The sequence below is a fragment of the Sphingopyxis sp. EU05-FHT14B03 genome (genome assembly GCF_058790875.1).
Map to the genome: position 1 here is coordinate 438,397 of NZ_JBYTDC010000003.1, position 19,369 is coordinate 457,765.

The following is a 19,369-nucleotide window of genomic DNA, read 5'->3' on the forward strand; positions in this document are numbered from 1 at the left end:
CGGTGATGGCTCTCGGCGCCTATGTCAACCACAGGCGCGGCGGCCTCATTCGACCGTCAGCACGATCTTCCCGACATGCGCGCCCGCCTGCATCCGCGCGTGCGCCGCGGCGGCTTCGGTGAGCGGGAAGGCTTGGTCCATCGCGGGCTTCCACGCGCCCTCCGCCAGGCGCGGCCACAATGTGCGGTGGATTTCGTCGGCCAGCGCCGCCTTGAAGTCGGCGCTGCGCGCGCGCAGCGTCGATCCGGTCATCGTCAGGCGGCGGCGCATCACCTGGCTGATGTCGATCTCGACCTTCGCCCCGCGCTGGAAAGCGATGGTGACATGGCGCCCGTCGTCGGCGAGGCATTCGAGATTACGCGGCACATAGTCGCCGCCGACCATGTCGAGCACGGCGTTGACGCCCTTGCCGTCGGTGAATGCCTTGACCGCCGCGACATAGTCGTCGTTCGAATAATCGACCGCGAGGGTCGCGCCGAGCGCGGTCGCCGCGGCGCATTTGTCGGCGCTGCCGCAGGTCACGATCACCTTGATGCCGAACAATTTACACAGCCCGATCGCGGTGGTGCCGATGCCGCTGGTGCCGCCATGGACCAGCACCGTCTCGCCCTCCATCACCCAGGCGCGTTCGAACAGATTGTGCCACACGGTGAACACCGTTTCGGGCAGCGCCGCCGCCTCGGCCATCGAAAAGCCGTTCGGCACCGGCAAACAGCTGCCCGCCGGCGCGGTGCAATATTCGGCATAGCCGCCGCCCGCGATCAGCGCGCACACCGCCTGCCCCAGTTGTTCGGGGTCGCCCCCCGGCCCGACCGCGACGATCGTCCCCGCGACCTCCAGCCCCGGCAGGTCCGATGCCCCCGGCGGCGGCGGATAAAAGCCCATACGCTGCAGCACGTCGGGGCGGTTGACCCCCGCTGCGGCGACGCGGATCAGCACCTCGCCCGGTCCCGGTCGCGGCACGGGGCGCGTTTCGGGCACCAAAACTTCGGGGCCGCCCGGCGCGCTTATCGCGATGGCGGTCATGCTTTCCGGCACGCTGATCACGTCTTGGTCCCCCTGCTTCCCACAGGCGCGCCTTATTGACAGCGCGGGGCGGCGGGTCAACAGTTTCGCCGCCAATCAAGAGGATGATGATAAAGAGGATCCGGGCGATGGACGACGACAACGAACCCCGCCGCCGCGACGATGTGCTGGCGGCGCTGACCAAGCAGCCGCTCGACCCCTTGTCGGTCGACGAACTGAACGACCGCATCGTCGTCTTGCAGGAAGAGATCGAACGGACGCGCGCGCGGATCAGCTTTGCGACGAGCCACAAGCTGAGCGCCGACGCCTTGTTCAAGAAAAGCTAGCCGCGCGGCCCGGACTCGCTCCATAAGGCGCCATGGATTTCAACGACCAGCTGACCCGCTATTTCGGCACCGCCGACCTTGCGGCGATCCACCCCGAGGCGCTCGCCGCGGGCACCGAACGCATGCGCGTCGATTTCGGCCTCGAAACCAACCCCGGCCGCCGCTTTGCCTTGTGGGCGTTGATGCACATGCTCGGCGTCGCGCCCGACCTCGATGTCGCGTTCAAGGACGCGGGCGAGCGCGATCTGGCCCGCGATTTCATGGATATGGTCGACCGGGCGGGTGAGGATGACGGCTGACCACCGGTTGCGGGCATAAATCCTCCCTGCGGCGAAGCCGTGGGGAGGGGGACCGCCGCGAAGCGGTGGTGGAGGGGCCGCGGCCGCGCGCCAGTCTTTGACGGCGTCGGCCCCTCCGTCAGCCCTACGGGCTGCCACCTCCCCATCGCTGCGCGACAGGGAGGATCGGCAAGGTCCGCTTCCCACCCCAATCCCCAACGCCGCGTTAACCATATTCCAACCCCGATCTGCGCAAATTCGTGGCACCGACCGCTTTTCCCTTGCAGGCTGGCGGCGGCGTCGCCACCTTGTGTCTATCGGGCGGGCCTCTCCCCGGCTTGTCCCCAAGGAGATAAGCCTATGCCGTCCTTTTCGGAGAGCCTCGAAAAGACCCTGCACAATGCGCTGAAGGCGGCTTCCGAGCGCCATCACGAATATGCGACGCTCGAGCATCTGCTCTACGCGCTGATCGACGACGATCATGCCGCCGAAGTGATGCGCGCCTGCGGCGTCGCGCTCGACGACCTGCAATCGGCGGTCGTCCATTATCTCGACACCGAACTCGACAGCCTGAAGGTCGAAGGACACAGCGACCCGTCGCCGACGAGCGGATTCCAGCGCGTCGTCCAGCGCGCGATCCTGCACGTCCAGTCGTCGGGCAAGGATGAGGTGACCGGCGCCAACGTCCTCGTCGCGCTCTTCTCCGAACGCGAAAGCTATGCCGTCTATTTCCTGCAGCAGCAGGATTTGACGCGCCTCGACGCGGTCTCCTACCTCAGCCACGGCGTCGGCAAGGGCGGCAAGCCCTCGCCGCAGGCCGAGCCCGAGGAAAAGGAAGAAACGAAGGACAAGGCAGACGCGAAGAACAAAAAAGAGACCGCGCTCGACCAGTTCACCGTCAACCTCAACGAAAAGGCCAAGGTCGGCAAGGTCGATCCGCTGATCGGCCGCACCGCCGAGGTCGATCGCACGATCCAGATCCTTTGCCGCCGGTCGAAGAACAACCCGCTTTATGTGGGTGATCCCGGCGTCGGCAAGACCGCGATCGCCGAAGGTCTCGCGCGCAAGATCATCGAAGGCGACGTGCCCGAGGTGCTGCTGCCCGCGGTCATCTATTCGCTCGACATGGGCGCCTTGCTCGCGGGCACGCGCTACCGCGGCGATTTCGAGGAACGGCTGAAACAGGTCGTGACCGAACTCGAAGGGCTGCCGCACGCGATCCTGTTCATCGACGAGATCCACACGGTGATCGGTGCAGGTGCCACTTCGGGTGGCGCGATGGATGCGTCGAACCTCTTGAAGCCTGCCCTCTCGGGCGGCGTGATCCGCTGCATCGGCTCGACGACCTACAAGGAGTTCCGCAATCACTTCGAAAAGGATCGCGCGCTGCTGCGCCGCTTCCAGAAGATCGACGTGATCGAGCCGAGCCTCGAGGATACCAAGAAGATCCTCGCCGGGCTGCGCAGCGCGTTCGAGGCGCATCACCAGGTGCGTTATACGCAAGATGCGATCAACGCCGCGGTCGACCTGTCGGCGCGCTACATCAACGACCGCAAATTGCCCGACAAGGCGATCGACGTGATCGACGAGGTCGGCGCGATGCAGATGCTCGTCGCTCCGTCGAAGCGCAAAAAGACGATTACGGCGAAGGAGATCGAGCAGGTCATCGCGACGATGGCGCGCATCCCGCCCAAATCGGTGTCGAGCGACGACAAGGCGACGCTCGCCAATCTCGAAACCGACCTGAAGCGCGTCGTCTTCGGTCAGAACACCGCGATCGAGGTGCTGTCGTCGGCGATCAAGCTGAGCCGCGCGGGCCTGCGCGATCCCGAAAAGCCGATCGGCAACTATCTGTTCAGCGGCCCCACCGGCGTCGGCAAGACCGAGGTCGCCAAGCAGCTCGCATCGATCATGGGCATCCCGCTCCAGCGTTTCGACATGTCCGAATATATGGAGCGCCACAGTGTGTCGCGCCTGATCGGTGCGCCCCCGGGCTATGTCGGTTATGATCAGGGCGGGCTGCTCACCGATGCGATCGACCAGAACCCGCATTGCGTGCTGCTGCTCGACGAGATCGAAAAGGCGCATCCCGACCTGTTCAACATATTGTTGCAGGTGATGGATCATGGCCGGCTGACCGATCACCACGGGAAGACCGTCGACTTCCGCAACGTCATCCTGATCATGACGACCAATGCGGGCGCCAGCGACATGGCGCGCGAAGGCATCGGCTTCGGCGCCTTCACCCGCGAGGATGTCCAGGAGGAAGCGGTGAAGAATCTCTTCACTCCCGAATTCCGCAACCGCCTCGATGCGATCGTGCCGTTCGGCTATCTGCCGCCCGAAGTGGTCGCGCGCGTCGTCGACAAGTTCATCCTCCAGCTCGAAATGCAGCTCGCCGACCGCAACGTCCATATCCAGCTCGACGAAGCGGCGCGCGAATGGCTGACCGGCAAGGGCTATGACAAGCTGTACGGCGCGCGTCCGATGGGCCGCCTGATCCAGGAAAAGATCAAGCAGCCGCTCGCCGAGGAGCTATTGTTCGGCAAGCTCGTCCATGGCGGCGAGGTCAAGGTGAAGATGAAGACCGGCGACGATGCCAAGGTCGGCAACCCGCTGACCTTCGAAATCGTCTCGGCGCCCCCCAAGGCGAGCAAGGCGAAAGCCAAGCCTAAAGCCGACAAGGCGAAGAAGGAAGCCGAATAGCGACCGAAAACGCCCTCCCCTCAGGGGAGGGCAGCGAGACTTGGACCGGCGTAGCCGGGCCGTAGTAGCAGTGAGTGGGGGCCATCGACCTTGCACAAGGCCGCTGGCCTCCACCCCAACCCCTCCCCTGCAGGGGAGGCGCTTGATGCTTGGTTCGCGTTAAACGGATCGCAACCCCCTGCTGCTATGCCCGCCGCTCCTGACAATGGGGGACCGGGGCAGACGATGACGACACAATTGCAGCAATGGCTGGGCGAAGCGAATATGCTCCGCGAATTCGACCGCTGGTTCGACAGCGTGATGCGCAGCGGCAATTTCGACGAGCTCGACGCCTTCCTGACCGAAGAGCTGCTCGCGCATGTCCATCCGATCACCTCGCTCTGCCTCGCGCGGCCGCTGTCGGCGGTGCGGGTCACCGGCTGGGACGAACTCGCCGCCGATGTGCTGCGCGACGAGGAACGCCACGCCGCCGCCGGCCCCGTCACCGCGATCGGTGTCGACCTGTCGGCGCACTGCGAACCCGACGACGACGCCTGGCCGCTCGAAGTCAATTTCTACGACGATGAGGCCTTCCCGTTCGGCGACGGCGACCTTACCGACATCAACGCCGCCGCCGCCGACACCAGCACGCCCTGGCAGGGCGAGTTTCGCGACATCGTCAACAGCCTGACCGTCGTCGGGCTCGGCCGCATCTATCGCGCGATCTCGGCCAATGCCCCCGGCCGCATCCCCTTCGGCGAACCCGCGCCGGTCGATGTCGTCGCCGATCGCCTCGGCCGCTATTTCATCACCCTGCGTTTCCATCAGGCGCTCGTCCGCGACGCGACGAACGAGGGCCTGCCCCGCCCGATGGTGCTGCTCGGCGGCGCGCACGACGTCGATCCCTGGTATGAGGCCGGCTATTGGTGCGAAACCGCGCACGCCGGCGACGACAAGATCGCCTCGATCCTCGACGCGCGCGACGAGGCGAACCGGGCGCGCTTCCAAGCCGAAACCGAAATGAAAATCGCCGAATGGCGCGACCGCCGCAACGTGATCACGCGCCGCCAGCTCCGCGCCGACAAGCAGCAGGCGTTCATCGATCTCAGCATCGCGCAGGACGCGATGTTCCACAGCATGACCGGCCTCGGCGACGGCCGCCCGTCGCACGAACTGTCGGACCATGAATATGAGATGCTGCTCTATGCCTGGCAGCGCCAGCGCGCCGAAAAGATCGGCGACGACCCCGACGCGATCGCAATTCCGGAAGCACCGCGCGGCGGACTGTTCGGGCTGTTCAGCCGGGCGTCTTGACGCGGGGAGGCGGCTCTCGCATTTCGGCGCCGCATCGCCTATATCGCTCCCATGTACGACTATGTCTCCGTGACCACCCGCGAGCCCGGCGCGACCACCCCCGTGCGCGACGGCACGATCAAGCTGCACGATGCGGCGGGCTTCGACGGGATGCGCAAGGCGGGGCGGCTGTCGGCCGAAATCCTCGACGCGCTCGTCCCCTTCGTCCAGCCCGGGGTGACCACCGGTGCGATCGACGACCTCGTTCGCACGATGATGCTCGACGGTGGCGGTATTCCGGCGACGCTCGGATACCGCGGCTTCACCCACAGCTGCTGCACCAGCATCAACCATGTTGTCTGCCACGGCATCCCCGACGACAAGCCGGTGCGCGACGGCGACATCGTCAACATCGACGTCACCAGCATCATCGACGGCTGGCACGGCGACACCAGCCGCATGTATCTGGTCGGCGATGTCCCGATCAAGGCGAAGCGGCTGGTCGAGGTCACCTATGAATGCCTGATGCTCGGCATCGAGCAGGCGAAGCCCGGCAACCGCATGGGCGACGTCGCGCACGCGATCCAGACCCACGCCGAAAAGCATCGCTATTCGGTCGTCCGCGATTTCTGCGGCCATGGGCTGGGACAGATGTTCCACGACGCGCCCGAAGTCGTCCACGCCGGCCGCCCCGGCACCGGCCCCGAACTGCGCCCCGGCATGTTCTTCACCATCGAACCGATGATCAACACCGGCAAATATGCGGTGAAGATGCTCGCCGACGGCTGGACCGCGGTGACCCGCGACCGCTCGCTGTCGGCACAGTTCGAGCACAGCATCGGGATTACCGAGACGGGGTGCGAGATTTTCACCGCCAGCCCGACGGGCCTGAACGCCCCGCCCTGGCAAAGCTGAACAGCCCGGCGATCTGTATTTCGTCATCCCGGACTTGATCCGCGATCCATGACTTCCAGCGTCGCTCCGGCCTTCGTGGACCCCGGATCAAGCCCGGGGTGACGACAAGAGGCCGCCCACCCCCTCCGCCCCCCATTTTCCCGCTTGCACGCTACGCCCTTCGGGCGCAGTCTTGACGTTAACGTCAAGCATAGGCGTCGAACGGGAGAGCATGGGATGGCGAAACGGGTCTTTTCGGTCGCGCTGCTGGGCAGCGCGCTGCTGGCACTGGCGGCATGCAACGCATCGAAGAATGAGAGCGCAAGCGGCGGCGGATCGCTCGACGCGGCGGAACAGGCCAGCGAGACCCTGCTCAAAACCGGCGGCAATGGCGACGACTGGGGCGCCATCGGCTTCAGCTACGACGAACAGCGCTTCAGCCCGCTCACCGACATCAACGACAAGAATGTCGGCCAGCTCGGCGTCGCCTGGACCGCCGACCTCGACGATGCGCGCGGGCAGGAAGCCACGCCGGTCGTCGTCGATGGCGTGATGTATGTGACCCACGCCTGGTCGAAGGTGAGCGCCTGGGACGCCGCGACCGGAAAATTGCTGTGGAAATTCGACCCCAAGGTTCCCGGCGAACGCGCGGTTTCGGCCTGCTGCGACGTCGTCAATCGCGGCGTCGCGGTCTGGGGCGACAAGCTGTTCGTCGGCGCGCTCGACGGCCGCCTGATCGCGCTCGACCGCAAGACCGGCAAGGAATTATGGTCGACGCAGACCTTCGACACGTCAAAGCCTTACACCATCACCGGCGCCCCTCGCGTCGTGAAGGACATGGTACTGATCGGCAACGGCGGCGCCGAATTCGGGGTGCGCGGCTATGTCACCGCTTATGACGCCGACACCGGCAAGGAACGCTGGCGCTTCTACACCGCACCGAACCCCGAGAAGAAGGCGGACGGCGCGGTCAGCGACGACATTTTCGCGAGCAAGGCCAACGCGACCTGGCCCGACAAGGGCGAGTGGAAGGTGTCGGGCGGCGGCGGCACCGTGTGGGACGCGATCGTCTACGACAAGGATCTCGACCAGATCTACCTCGGCGTCGGCAACGGCAATCCATGGAACCACGGCGAGCGCTCGAACGGCGAAGGCGACAACTGGTTCCTCTCCTCGGTCGTCGCGCTCGACGCCTCGACCGGCAAATATAAATGGCATTATCAGGAAACCCCGGCCGAAACCTGGGACTATACCGCGACCCAGCCGATCATCCTCGCCGAGCAGGCGGTGGGCGGCAAACCGACCAAGGTGCTGTACCATGCGCCGAAGAACGGCTTTTTCTTCACCATCGACCGCACCAGCGGCAAGCTGATCGATGCGAAGCCTTTCGTCGACGGGATCAACTGGGCGACCGGCTACGACATGGCGACGGGCCGCCCGATCGAGAATCCCGAGGCGCGCTTCTACAAGACCGGCAAGCCCTTCATCGCGATCCCCGGGGCGCTCGGCGCGCACAACTGGCACCCGATGAGCTACAACCCGGCGACGGGTCTCGTCTACATCCCGGCGCAGCAGATTCCGCAGGGCTATCTCCAGGACATGGACGAGCTCGACAAGCGCAAGGTGCTCGGCTTCAACGTCGGCACCTCGCTCAACAAGACGATGCTGCCCGACGACAAGGCCGCCTTCCGCGCCGCAATCGCCGCGACCACCGGCCGCCTCGTCGCCTTCGACCCGCGCACCGGCAAGGTCGCCTGGGCGGTCGATTATCCGGCGGCGTGGAACGGCGGCACGATGACCACCGCGGGCAACCTCGTCTTCCAGGGCACCAGCACCGGCCGCTTCCGCGCCTACACCGCCGACACCGGCAAGCAGTTGCTCGACCTCGACATGCAGTCGGGGATCGTCAGCGCGCCTTCGACCTTCCGCGTCGGCGGCGTCCAATATGTGGCGTTCATGACCAGCAAGGGCGGCGCCTTCCCGCTCGTCGCCGGGGTTGCCGGCGGCGTCACGCGCAAGGTGCCGAACATCCCGCGCCTCGTCGTCATGAAGATCGGCGGCACCGCAAAGCTCCCCGCCCTGCCCGCGGCGGCGGCGCTCGCCTGGAACCCGCCGGCGCAGTTCGGCACCGCGGCGCAGGTCGCGGCGGGCAAGGCGCATTTCGGGCGCTATTGCATGGTCTGCCATGGCGACAGCGCGATCGGCAACGGCTTCACCCCCGACCTGCGCGTCTCGGGCCTGCTGGGCAATGCCGATGCGTGGAAGGGCGTGATCATCGACGGGGCGCTCAAGGACAACGGCATGGTCAGCTTCGCCAAGGTGCTCACGCCCGCCGATGCCGAGGCGATCCGCGCCTATGTCGTCGACCGCTCGATCTGGACCAAGGCCAACCTCGCCGACACCGCGGCGCCGATGGGACGCTGATCTGCCGCTTTTTTAGGCAGCAAGATTGCGCCGCTGCCCACCCCTTGGGCAGCGGCGCAATATGCTTTCAAAATTCTTGCTGAAACCCTGCGATTCGCCAATTGGCACGGCTTTTGATTGGTGCAAGATGGCGGGACACCGCACCGACTCGACGGCGAACCGGACAGGCCGACCTGATCCGGCTCGATGCGCAAGGGGCGGCGGCCAGCCCAAAGGGGGACGAGAAGCGTGAAGAAGATTGAGGCGATCATCAAGCCGTTCAAGCTCGACGAAGTGAAGGAAGCGCTGCACGAAGTCGGTGTCAGCGGCATCACCGTCACCGAGGCCAAGGGCTTCGGTCGGCAGAAGGGTCACACCGAGCTGTATCGCGGCGCCGAATATGTCGTCGACTTTCTGCCCAAGGTGAAGCTCGAGGTCATCGTCGAGGATTCGATGGCCGAACGCGTGGTGGAGGCGATCGCCGCCGCCGCGCAGACCGGCCGCATCGGCGATGGCAAAATCTTCGTCATCCCGGTCGAGACCGCGCTGCGGATCCGGACCGGCGAACGCAACGAGGACGCGCTCTAAATTCTCCGCACTTTTCGAAAACCCGAAAACCCCCGGCACGCCGGACCATTTCGCAAGAAGGAAGCATAGACGATGGCTACGAAGCCCAAGGATATCATCGCGCGGATCAAGGAAAACGACATCGAGTGGGTCGACCTGCGCTTCACCGACCCCAAGGGCAAGTGGCAGCACCTCACCATGGTCGCCTCGGTCCTCGGCGAGGACGAACTCGAAGACGGGCTGATGTTCGACGGCTCGTCGATCGAAGGCTGGAAGGCGATCAACGAATCCGACATGATCCTGATGCCCGACCTCGACGCGGTCTATGACGATCCCTTTTCGGCGACCCCGATGCTCGTGATCTTCTGCGACATCGTCGAGCCGTCGACCGGCGAAGGCTATGCCCGCGACCCGCGCACCACCGCGAAGCGCGCCGAGGCCTATGTCGCCTCGACCGGCATCGGCGACACCGTCTATGTCGGCCCCGAAGCCGAATTCTTCATGTTCGACGACGTCCGTTTCGAAACCGGCTACAACAAGTCGGGCTTCGAGATCGACGACATCGAACTGCCGACCAACACCGGCCGCAGCTATGAAGGCGGCAACCTCGGCCACCGTCCGCGCGCCAAGGGCGGCTATTTCCCCGTCGCGCCGGTCGACAGCGCCGTCGACATCCGCGCCGAGATGGTCTCGACCATGCTCGAACTCGGCCTGCCGTGCGACAAGCATCACCATGAGGTCGCCGCGGCGCAGCACGAACTCGGCCTGACCTTCGGCACGCTGACCGAAACCGCCGACCGCATGCAGATTTACAAATATGTCGTCCACCAGGTCGCCCATGCCTATGGCAAGACCGCAACCTTCATGCCCAAGCCGATCAAGGACGACAATGGCAGCGGCATGCACACCCACATCTCGATCTGGGAAAAGGGCAAGCCGCTCTTCGCCGGCAACGGCTATGCGGGCCTCAGCGACATGTGCCTCTATTTCATCGGCGGCGTCGTCAAGCACGCCAAGGCCTTGAACGCCTTCACCAACCCGACGACGAACAGCTACAAACGCCTCGTCCCCGGCTTCGAAGCCCCGGTGCTGCTCGCTTATTCGAGCCGCAACCGTTCGGCCTCGTGCCGCATCCCCTATGGTGCGGGCGCCAAGTCGAAGCGCGTCGAATTCCGCTTCCCCGACGCGATGGCCAACCCCTATCTCTGCTATTCGGCGCTGCTGATGGCGGGCCTCGACGGCATCCAGAACAAGATCCACCCGGGCGACCCGATGGACAAGAATCTCTACGACCTGCCGCCCGAGGAACTGGCCGAAGTCCCGACCGTCTGCGGAAGCTTGCGCGAAGCGCTCGACGCGCTGCTCGCCGACCATGACTTCCTGCTCAAGGGCGACGTCTTCACCAAGGACCAGATCGAAGCCTATGTCGAACTGAAGTGGGACGAGGTCTATCGCGTCGAACAGACCCCGAGCCCGGTCGAGTTCGACATGTACTACAGCGCCTGATCCACGCGATCAGCGTTGCCAAGGGGGGCGCCCGGTTCGGGGGGACCGGGCGCCCTTATTGTTCGTGGTGCGAGCGGCGCAACGGAGAATGTCGGCGTTGGGGTGGGAAGCGGACATTGCAGCTTTCTTACTTTGTCATCCCCGCGAAAGCGGGGACCCAGAGCGTCCGTTAGCTGGCCCATCCCTGGCTTCCCGCTTTCGCGGGAATGACAATGTGAGAGATGAGGCAGCAATCGATCGCTCGCTACCGTTCCAAAAGGGCCAAGCCGACAGCCCCGACCTTATTTGGTTCACCTAAAGGCGCAAAGGCACGAAGAGGCTGGCCCGCGGCCGCCCGCTCCCCGAAATCCTATTTCGTCACGCAACCCGCCCTACCCCCTTTCCTAATTTACCCCGCCATGCTTCAAACTGGCAGATGACCGACCCGACTCGCCCAACCACCATTCTCGAGGGCACTATCCTCGCCTTCGCCCCCGTGCCGCAGCAACGGCGCCGCGCCGATGGCTGGACCCCGCTGACGCAGGAACGCTTCATCCGCGCGCTCGAGGCGATGGGGTCCATCGGCGCCGCCGCGAAAGCCGTCGGGATGAGCCGCCGTTCGGCCTATAAATTGCGTGATCGCGACGGTGCCGACGGCTTCGCGCACGCCTGGGACCAGGCGCTCGATCTCGGGCGCGGGCGGATGTTCGACTATGCGATGGACCGCGCGCTGAACGGCATCACCACGGTACGCATCCTTCGCGGCGGCGCCGTCGATGTGACCGGCGGCCCCGACATGGCGCTCGTCCACGCCGCGCTGCGCGAACCCGCCGCACCCGTTAAGGGCACAAAGGGCACAGAATGAAGCCGCCGACCGGGGGCCTTTGTGACCTTAAGGAGGCGCAGAGTTCATCCCGCCGTTTCTTTTCCCGCCGCCCGTCATTGCAAAGACATTGGTAACCGCCATGATCCAAGCTAGATGAACGCGATCAGGGGGAGTATTGTTCGTGCGTTCGATTGCCGTTTTTCTTGCTGGGACCTGTCTGGCGCTCGCCGCGCCCGCTTTCGCGGCGGACGCGCCGCTCTATTCGGCGCCCGCCGAATGGGTGGTGCAAAACGGCGGACCGTTGCCCGCGGGCGATGCCGCGACGCCCTGGCTGCTCAGCGACCAGCAGATATTGATCGAGGCCGACAAGCGCTCGACCTTCAGCGACCATGCCTTTCGCATCCAGTCGGCCGACGCGCTGCGCAACTGGAATGACCTGCAGTTCGTCTGGCACCCCGACCGCGACGACCTGATCGTCCACAGGCTCCAGATCGTGCGTGGCGGCGCGACGATCGACCTGCTCGCGCAGGGCCTCAAGCTCACCGTGCTGCGCCGCGAAAAGGATTTCGAGCAGAAGACGATCGACGGGCTGCTGACCGGCACCGCGGCGATCGAGGATCTGCGCGTCGGCGACATCGTCCGTTTCTCGGCGACGATCGTCGAGCGCAGCGACGTGCTGGCCGGCAACAGCGAGGCGATGGTCGACGTCGAGGCGAAGCCGGCGTCGATCGCGCAAGGGTCGGTGCGCGTACTGTGGCCGCAGGGCCTGCCGATCAAATGGAAGGCGTTCGGCAAGGGCATCGCCCCGGTCGAACAGGACCAGGGCGGCTATCATAGCCTCACCCAGGCGCAGCCGGTGATCAAGCAGGACGAGATGCCCGAAGATGCGCCGCTGCGCTTCAAACGGTCGCCGGGCCTGGAATTTTCGACCTTCGCCACGTGGAACGACCTGTCGCGCACCACCGCGCCGCTCTATGCGACAAAGGGCACGATCAAGGAGGGCGGCACGCTCGCCGCCGAGATCGACAAGATCGCCCGGGCGAACCGCGACCCGAAGGCGCGGACCGCCGCCGCGCTCGCTTTCGTCCAGAACGAAATCCGCTATCTCTACAACGGCCTCGCCAACGGCAATTATGTGCCACAGACGCCCGAGCAGACCTGGACGCTGCGCTACGGCGACTGCAAGGCCAAGACGCTGCTGCTGCTCGCAGTTCTCGACCGGCTCGGCATCGACGCGCAGCCCGCGTTCGTCAGTTCGCAGCTCGGCAACCTCCTACCCACCCGCCTGCCCGCGCTCGGCGCCTTCGACCATGTCGTCGTCCAGGCGCGGATCGACGGCACCGACTATTGGCTCGACGGCACGACCGCTGGCGTCCATATCGACGACCTCGCCGACGTGCCGCCCTTCGGCTACGTCCTGCCGGTCGCGGCGGCGGGGCACGACCTGCTGCCCTTGCCTGTGCGGAAACCGGCGCGGCCCGATTTTTCGTTGAGCCTGACCTATGACCAGTCGGCGGGCCTCGCCTTTCCGCCGCTTTTCGACCTCTCCTTCACGATGCGCGGCGAACTCGCGGCGCGGATCGGCGGCATGAAGGATCAGACGACGCCGGAACAACTGCGCAGCCTTACCCGCCGGGCGCTCGGCAGCTTCATCGAGGGCGGCACCATCCATACCCGGTCGATCGAATTCGACGAGGCGCGGGGGATCGCGACCATCCGAGCGTCGGGTATCGGCAGCCAGCCATGGTCCCGCGACGAGCCGCGCGCCTATGTCAATCTCGACGGGCTGGTCGCCGATTTCGAGATCAAGGCCGACCGCACCCGCGCCGCATGGCGCGACATCCCGCTCGCCGGGGCCGCGCCGAGCCTCATCGTGCAGAAACTCACGCTAAAGCTGCCGCCGCGCCCCGGCTATACGATCGAAGGCGATACCGCCGCCGACCTGACGATCGCCGGCATCGGCATGCGGCGCGAGGCGAAGCTGGCCGGCAACCGGCTCGATCAGACCGAGACGATCTGGAACAGCGGTGCCGAGATCGCGGCGAACCAGTTGCCCGCCGCACGCGCGCAGGTCGCCGCCGCCAAGCAGCGCGAATTCATCCTCCGCGCCCCCGCAGGCTTCCCTTCGCCCGCCGAGGAAATCGCCGCCGCCAAGAAGGACAAGCGCCTCGGGCCGCTGCTCGCCGCCTATCAAAAGGCGATCGACGACGATCCCGACGCGGTCGCCGGCTATCTGAATCGCGCCACCTTCAACATCGACATTTTCGAACCGCGCGCCGCGCTGGCCGACCTTGACGAGGCGATCCGGCGCGAGGGCGACGCGAGTGCCTATCTCAGCCGCTCGAGCGTTCATTTCCAGCTCGGCGAATTCGAAAAGGCGCTCGTCGACGTCGACGAGGCGCTGGCACTCGACCCGGCGTCCGAAGACGCGCTGGGGTGGAAGGTGGCGACTTTGGGGGAGATGGAGCGCTTCGACGAAGCCATCGCGCTCGCCGATGATCAGATGTCGCTCGCCAAGGACAAACGCGGCTGGACGACGACCAAGGCCGACCTGCTCGGCAAGGCCGGCCGCGCCGAGGAGGGGATATCGCTGCTCACCGCCGCGCTCGCCGACCGGCCCGGCGATTCGAGCCTGCTCAACCAGATGTGCTGGCTCAAGGGCACGCGGTCGATCCAGCTCGACACCGCGCTCAAGGATTGCACACGTGCGATCGAACTCACCGACACGCCGGCATCGGTGCTCGATAGCCGCGCGATGGTCTTCTATCGCCTCGGGCGGATGGAGGAGGCGCGCGCCGACCTCGATGCCGCGCTCAAGATCAGCCCCGACCTGCCCGCCTCGCTGTTCATGCGCGCGATTGTCCGGTTGCGGGACAACGACCGCGAAGGCGCGCAGGCGGATCTGGCGCTGGCCCGGCTACAGCATGTGCGGATCGACGCCGAATATGCGGGCTATGGGATCAAGCCCTGACGGAGCGCGCCTCAGCGGACCATCATCCCCCGCCGCCCGATCGCGACGAACGATCCGAGCAACAGCGCGGCGGCGGGTATGGTCACCACGTCGACCGACGTCAGCCGCACGCCGAGACCCAGGAAATCAGCGGCGCCCCACAGCGACAGGACGATCCAGCTCAGATAAAAGGCCCAGGATGCACCCTCGAGCCCGAGTTGACGGCCGAGTTCGTCGAACCGGTCGCGCCACAGCCAGCTGACCAGCGCGCCGCCCGCCAGCATCAGCGCCAGCACCGCGAAGGCGACGCCGGCGGGGACGAGGCCGGCCGCGAAATCGGGGCCGCGGGCGACCGCGAGCAGCACCAGCGTCGCGCCGAGCAGCGCCATGACGATGGTCGAAAAGAGCAGGTTGGTGCGATCGTCGTGCAGCTCGTCGGCATCGGCGACATTGAGCACTTTGGCCCCGGCGCGCGGCGCCGCGACGCCGAACCCCACCATCGCCGCCATCAGCAAATAGACGAGCCCGACCCCGGCGAGCGCGATTCGCGACGGCCCCATCGCGTCGAGCAGGTCGGTGCCCGCCAGCGCCAGCACGCCCGACATCGCCGCCGCGCCGACCAGCGCGCCCATCGCCGTGCTCATGGCCGTCTTGCGCCACTTGCCGTGTCCATCCTTTGCCAGGGCCATCGTCATCATTCCTTCTCCGGCGTCCAGTGATCGATAAACAACACCCGCACCTCGACCCCGAACAGGGTCGCCATGCGCAGCGCGAGCGGCAGGCTGGGGTCATATTTGTCGGTCTCGACCGCGTTGATCGTCTGCCGCGAAACCTGCAGCCGGCGTGCCAGCTCGCCCTGGCTCCACCCCGCCGCTTCGCGATGATCGCGCACCCGATTTTCCAACGACCATCCTCTCGCCTGTCAAGAGCTCTTTACAGCGATCAACACCAGCCTGTCAAACACTCTTTACAGGCCACGCTTACGCTTTCCTAACCCGCCGCTGCTACATCGGGCGCAGGGCGAACAGGGGGCACAGGCCATGATGCGGAAAATCACGGTGATCGCGGCGATGCTGCTGCTCGCGGGCTGCGGCAAGGCGCTCGAGCTGGTCAACCAGACACGAGTCGTCGCGGCGCCGCGCGAAGAAGTGTTCAAGAAGATGTTCGGCGACGGCACCGACACCGGGCTGCCGCTGGTCACCAATGGCGGTTCGACCAAGCTCTACGAGCTGGTGGTCGAAAAGGGCGATCCCGAATGGTCGGCGGTCGTCCCCAAACAGCGCCCCGACGCCTATAAGATCAAATATGCGGTCGCGATGGAAATCCCACGCGAAATGCACATCCTCTACAGCATCGACGACGGTGCAGTGACCACCGGCCTCAAATTCACCCTTGAGGAACTGGCGCCCGACAAGACGCGGGTCGTCTTCCACGTCGACGAGCTGAAGGGCCATGATACCGAGGGCCTCGCGGTCAACACCGCAAAGCTGCACGCGATCGCCTATGAGGCGCTGAAAAAGCTCAAGGATTTCGACGAGGTCAAGGAACCCGCCTGACGCGGACTTGCGGCGCGGGACATCGCACGCCACTATGCGGCTCCCCCCTCAGGAGCCTCCTTCATGAAATCCTTGCCGCTTGCCGCCTTCCTCGCCGCGTCGCTCGTGCTCGCCCCTGCGGCACAGGCGAAATTGTCGAAGGCCGAAGCGGCCATGGCGAAGACGGTCACCGCCGAGCAGGAACGCTCGATCGCGTTGCTCGAAATGCTCGTCAACCAGAACAGCGGCTCGCTGAACCTCGAAGGCGTCGAGAAAGTCGGCGTCATGATGCGCGCCGAACTCGAGCCGCTGGGTTTCACCGTCACCTGGAAACCGACGCCGGAGACCAAGCGCGCCGGCCATCTGATCGCGGTCCACAAGGGCAAGGAAGGCAATAAGCGCCTGCTGCTCATCGCGCATCTCGATACCGTGTTCGAACCCGATTCGCCGTTCCAAACCTTCACCCGCAAGGGCGACAAGGGAGAGGGGCCCGGCGCGGGCGACGACAAGGGCGGCATGGTCGTCATCGTCGCGGCGCTGCGCGCGATGAAGGCGGCGGGGACGCTGAAGGACGCGAATATCGAAATCCATATGACCGGCGACGAGGAAGACGCCGGCGATCCGATCGAGAAGGCGCGCGCCGACCTGATCGAGGCGGGCAAGCGCAGCGACGTCGCGCTCGATTTCGAGGGGCTGGCGCGCGACAATGGTGCCGACATGGGATCGGTCGCGCGGCGCTCTTCGGAAAGCTGGACCGTCACCGCTACCGGCAAGTCGGCGCACAGCTCGGGCATTTTCAGCGCCGGGGCGGGCGACGGCGCCATCTATGAACTCGCCCGGATCATCGCACGCTTCCGCGCGGAGCTGCCCGAACCCAATCTGACCTTCAACGTCGGCTTGATCGCGGGCGGGCAGGACGCGACCCTCGACGCGGGCGGCATCCGCGCCACCGCCAGCGGCAAGACCAACATCATTCCGCCAATCGCTATCGCGCGCGGCGACCTACGCACGCTGTCGGGCGAACAGGCGGCGCGCGTGAAAGCAAAGATGGCGGCGATCGTCGCCGAACATGCGCCGCTGACCGACGCCAAGCTCGCCTTCGACCCCGGCGGCTATCCGCCGATGGCGCCGACCGAAGGCAACCGCGTACTGCTGACCAAGCTCAACACCGTGAACCGCGATCTCGGACTTGCCGAAATGGCGGCGCTCGATCCGCTGAAGCGCGGCGCCGGCGACATCAGCTTCGTCGCCGCCGATGTCGACGGGCTCGCGGGCCTCGGCCCCTATTCGACCGGCGACCATGCGCCGGGCGAGGCCGTCGACCTGCCGAGCATCGAGCGGCAGGCGACCCGCGCCGCGATCCTGATGTCGCGCCTCGCCGCCGAAAAGCGCTGACCGCGCCAAATTTAGCGCCAGACCGCGCTTGATTCATTCGCCGCCGTCATTAGGTAGCAATCCGATACGTATCCGGAACCGCCGATGGGAGAGAGAAAATGAGCAACTTCGAAACGCACCTGAAACAAAATTACATCGGCGGCCAGTGGGTCGACAGCCAGGGCGGCAAGGAACATCAGGTCATCAGCCCTTCGACCGAGGAAGCCACGACGACGATCGTGCTCGGCACCGCCGCCGACGTCGACGCCGCGGTCGAAGCCGCGAAAAAGGCCTTCGTCAGCTTCTCGCAGACCAGCCGCGAGGAACGGCTCGAGCTGCTCGGCCGCATCGTCGAGGAATATAAGAAGCGCATCCCCGACCTCGCCAAGTCGATGGCCGCCGAAATGGGCGCCCCGGTCAGCTTCGCCGCCGCCGCGCAGGCGCCCGCCGGGCTCGGCGGTTTCCTCGGCACCATCGCGGCGCTCAAGGACTTCCAGTTCAAGGAACAGCATGGCGCCAACACCGTCGTCTATGAACCGATGGGCGTCGTCGGCATGATCACCCCGTGGAACTGGCCGCTCAACCAGATCGCGCTCAAGGTCGCCCCGGCGCTCGCCGGCGGCAACTGCATGGTGCTCAAGCCCTCGGAAGAATGCCCGGGCAATGCCACCATCTTCGCCGAAATCCTCGACGCCGCGGGCGTGCCGCCGGGCGTGTTCAACCTGGTGCAGGGTGACGGCCCGACCGTGGGCAATGCGATCTCGTCGCACCCCGGCATCGAAATGGTCAGCTTCACCGGCTCGACCCGCGCCGGCATCCTCGTGGCGAAGGCAGCCGCCGACACCGTCAAGCGCGTCCATCAGGAACTCGGCGGCAAGTCGCCGAACCTCGTCCTGCCCGACGCCGACCTCGCCGCCGTGCTGCCCCCGACGGTGCAGGGCGTGCTGATCAACACCGGCCAGAGCTGCATCGCCCCGACTCGCATCCTCGTCCAGAAGGAGCGCGAGGCCGAAGCGATCGGGGTCATCAAGGCGATGTTCGACGGCACCTCGGTCGGCGATCCGATGACCGAAGGCGGTCACATCGGCCCCGTCGTCAACAAGGCGCAATTCGACAAGATCCAGGGCCTGATCCAGTCGGCGATCGACGAGGGCGCGACGCTCGAAACCGGTGGCACCGGCCTGCCCGCCAACGTCAACCGCGGCTATTATATCAAGCCCACTGTCTTCTCGGGCGTCACCCCGAACATGCGCATCGCCAACGAGGAAGTGTTCGGCCCCGTCGCCACCGTCATGGCCTATGACACGCTCGACGAAGCGATCGCGGTCGCCAACGACACCGAATATGGCCTGTCGGCGGTGATCTCGGGCGACCCGGCCAAAGCCGCCGACGTCGCACCGAAGCTGCGCGCCGGCATGGTCGCGGTGAACAATTGGGGGCCCGCGCCGGGCGCGCCGTTCGGCGGTTACAAGGCTTCCGGCAACGGCCGCGAAGGCGGGCTGTTCGGCCTCAAGGATTTCATGGAAATCAAGGCGATCAGCGGCATTCCGGCGTAAGTCGAAAAATCCTCCCTGCGGCGAAGCCGTGGGGAGGGGGGACCGCCGCGAAGCGGTGGTGGAGGGGCCAGCGACGCCTGCGCCAAGGCCCCTCCGTCAGCCGCTACGCGACTGCCACCTCCCCATCGCTTCGCGACAGGGAGGATTGAAGACCCCTCCCTGTCAGGGAGG

The 19,369-nt window shown here is 65.8% G+C and carries 16 protein-coding genes; 13 read left to right on the plus strand and 3 right to left on the minus strand.

Annotated elements, in window-relative coordinates; genetic code table 11:
• Positions 1-45: 45 nt before the first annotated feature.
• On the minus strand, positions 46-1,026 hold the full coding sequence (locus AC3WS4_RS18695) for an NAD(P)H-quinone oxidoreductase (protein ID WP_492738070.1): 981 nt from the start codon (positions 1,024-1,026) through the stop codon (positions 46-48).
• A 128-nt stretch (positions 1,027-1,154) separates the two neighbouring features.
• Here AC3WS4_RS18695 and AC3WS4_RS18700 point away from each other — a divergent pair, with 128 nt between their 5' ends.
• From AC3WS4_RS18700 to AC3WS4_RS18745, 10 genes are all read left to right on the plus strand, one after another.
• Positions 1,155-1,352 carry a DUF1192 domain-containing protein gene (locus AC3WS4_RS18700; protein ID WP_187140999.1) on the plus strand — a complete coding sequence of 66 codons (198 nt, stop codon included), beginning with the start codon at positions 1,155-1,157 and terminating at the stop codon, positions 1,350-1,352.
• 32 nt (positions 1,353-1,384) lie between these two features.
• The gene (locus AC3WS4_RS18705) at positions 1,385-1,651 is read left to right on the plus strand and encodes a hypothetical protein (protein ID WP_056345575.1); all 267 of its coding nucleotides are present in this window, start codon (positions 1,385-1,387) and stop codon (positions 1,649-1,651) included.
• 339 nt (positions 1,652-1,990) lie between these two features.
• On the plus strand, positions 1,991-4,336 hold the full coding sequence (gene clpA / locus AC3WS4_RS18710; RefSeq protein WP_492737308.1) for an ATP-dependent Clp protease ATP-binding subunit ClpA: 2,346 nt from the start codon (positions 1,991-1,993) through the stop codon (positions 4,334-4,336).
• Positions 4,337-4,561: 225 nt separating this feature from the next.
• Positions 4,562-5,629, plus strand: coding sequence for a hypothetical protein (locus AC3WS4_RS18715; protein WP_492737311.1), 1,068 nt, complete (start codon positions 4,562-4,564; stop codon positions 5,627-5,629).
• 51 nt (positions 5,630-5,680) lie between these two features.
• Positions 5,681-6,523 (plus strand): type I methionyl aminopeptidase, encoded by an 843-nt coding sequence (gene map, locus AC3WS4_RS18720; protein WP_492737314.1) that lies wholly within the window; start codon positions 5,681-5,683, stop codon positions 6,521-6,523.
• Between the two features lie 216 nt (positions 6,524-6,739).
• On the plus strand, positions 6,740-8,926 hold the full coding sequence (locus AC3WS4_RS18725; RefSeq protein WP_492737316.1) for a PQQ-dependent dehydrogenase, methanol/ethanol family: 2,187 nt from the start codon (positions 6,740-6,742) through the stop codon (positions 8,924-8,926).
• Between the two features lie 228 nt (positions 8,927-9,154).
• Positions 9,155-9,493, plus strand: coding sequence for a P-II family nitrogen regulator (locus tag AC3WS4_RS18730; RefSeq protein ID WP_037518110.1), 339 nt, complete (start codon positions 9,155-9,157; stop codon positions 9,491-9,493).
• A 72-nt stretch (positions 9,494-9,565) separates the two neighbouring features.
• Positions 9,566-10,978, plus strand: a complete 1,413-nt coding sequence (gene glnA / locus AC3WS4_RS18735; RefSeq protein ID WP_187140990.1) for a type I glutamate--ammonia ligase — start codon at positions 9,566-9,568, stop codon at positions 10,976-10,978.
• Between the two features lie 415 nt (positions 10,979-11,393).
• Positions 11,394-11,822 carry a hypothetical protein gene (locus AC3WS4_RS18740; protein WP_187140989.1) on the plus strand — a complete coding sequence of 143 codons (429 nt, stop codon included), beginning with the start codon at positions 11,394-11,396 and terminating at the stop codon, positions 11,820-11,822.
• Positions 11,823-11,964: 142 nt separating this feature from the next.
• Positions 11,965-14,754, plus strand: coding sequence for a DUF3857 domain-containing protein (locus AC3WS4_RS18745; RefSeq protein WP_492737319.1), 2,790 nt, complete (start codon positions 11,965-11,967; stop codon positions 14,752-14,754).
• An 11-nt stretch (positions 14,755-14,765) separates the two neighbouring features.
• Here the strand turns inward: AC3WS4_RS18745 and AC3WS4_RS18750 are convergent, their stop codons facing one another.
• Together AC3WS4_RS18750 and AC3WS4_RS18755 are read right to left on the minus strand one after the other, a co-directional pair.
• Positions 14,766-15,422 (minus strand): hypothetical protein, encoded by a 657-nt coding sequence (locus AC3WS4_RS18750; RefSeq protein WP_492737321.1) that lies wholly within the window; start codon positions 15,420-15,422, stop codon positions 14,766-14,768.
• 5 nt (positions 15,423-15,427) lie between these two features.
• Complete coding sequence (locus AC3WS4_RS18755) at positions 15,428-15,637, minus strand: helix-turn-helix transcriptional regulator (RefSeq protein ID WP_056345548.1); 210 nt, start codon at positions 15,635-15,637, stop codon at positions 15,428-15,430.
• 136 nt (positions 15,638-15,773) lie between these two features.
• On the opposite strand from AC3WS4_RS18755, the gene AC3WS4_RS18760 reads away from it, so the two are divergent.
• From AC3WS4_RS18760 to AC3WS4_RS18770, 3 genes are all read left to right on the plus strand, one after another.
• Positions 15,774-16,289: a hypothetical protein gene (locus AC3WS4_RS18760; protein WP_492737323.1), complete on the plus strand. Its 516-nt coding sequence runs from the start codon at positions 15,774-15,776 to the stop codon at positions 16,287-16,289.
• Positions 16,290-16,352: 63 nt separating this feature from the next.
• Complete coding sequence (locus AC3WS4_RS18765; protein WP_492737324.1) at positions 16,353-17,663, plus strand: M20/M25/M40 family metallo-hydrolase; 1,311 nt, start codon at positions 16,353-16,355, stop codon at positions 17,661-17,663.
• Between the two features lie 98 nt (positions 17,664-17,761).
• Positions 17,762-19,198: an aldehyde dehydrogenase family protein gene (locus AC3WS4_RS18770; protein WP_492737326.1), complete on the plus strand. Its 1,437-nt coding sequence runs from the start codon at positions 17,762-17,764 to the stop codon at positions 19,196-19,198.
• Positions 19,199-19,369: the final 171 nt, after the last annotated feature.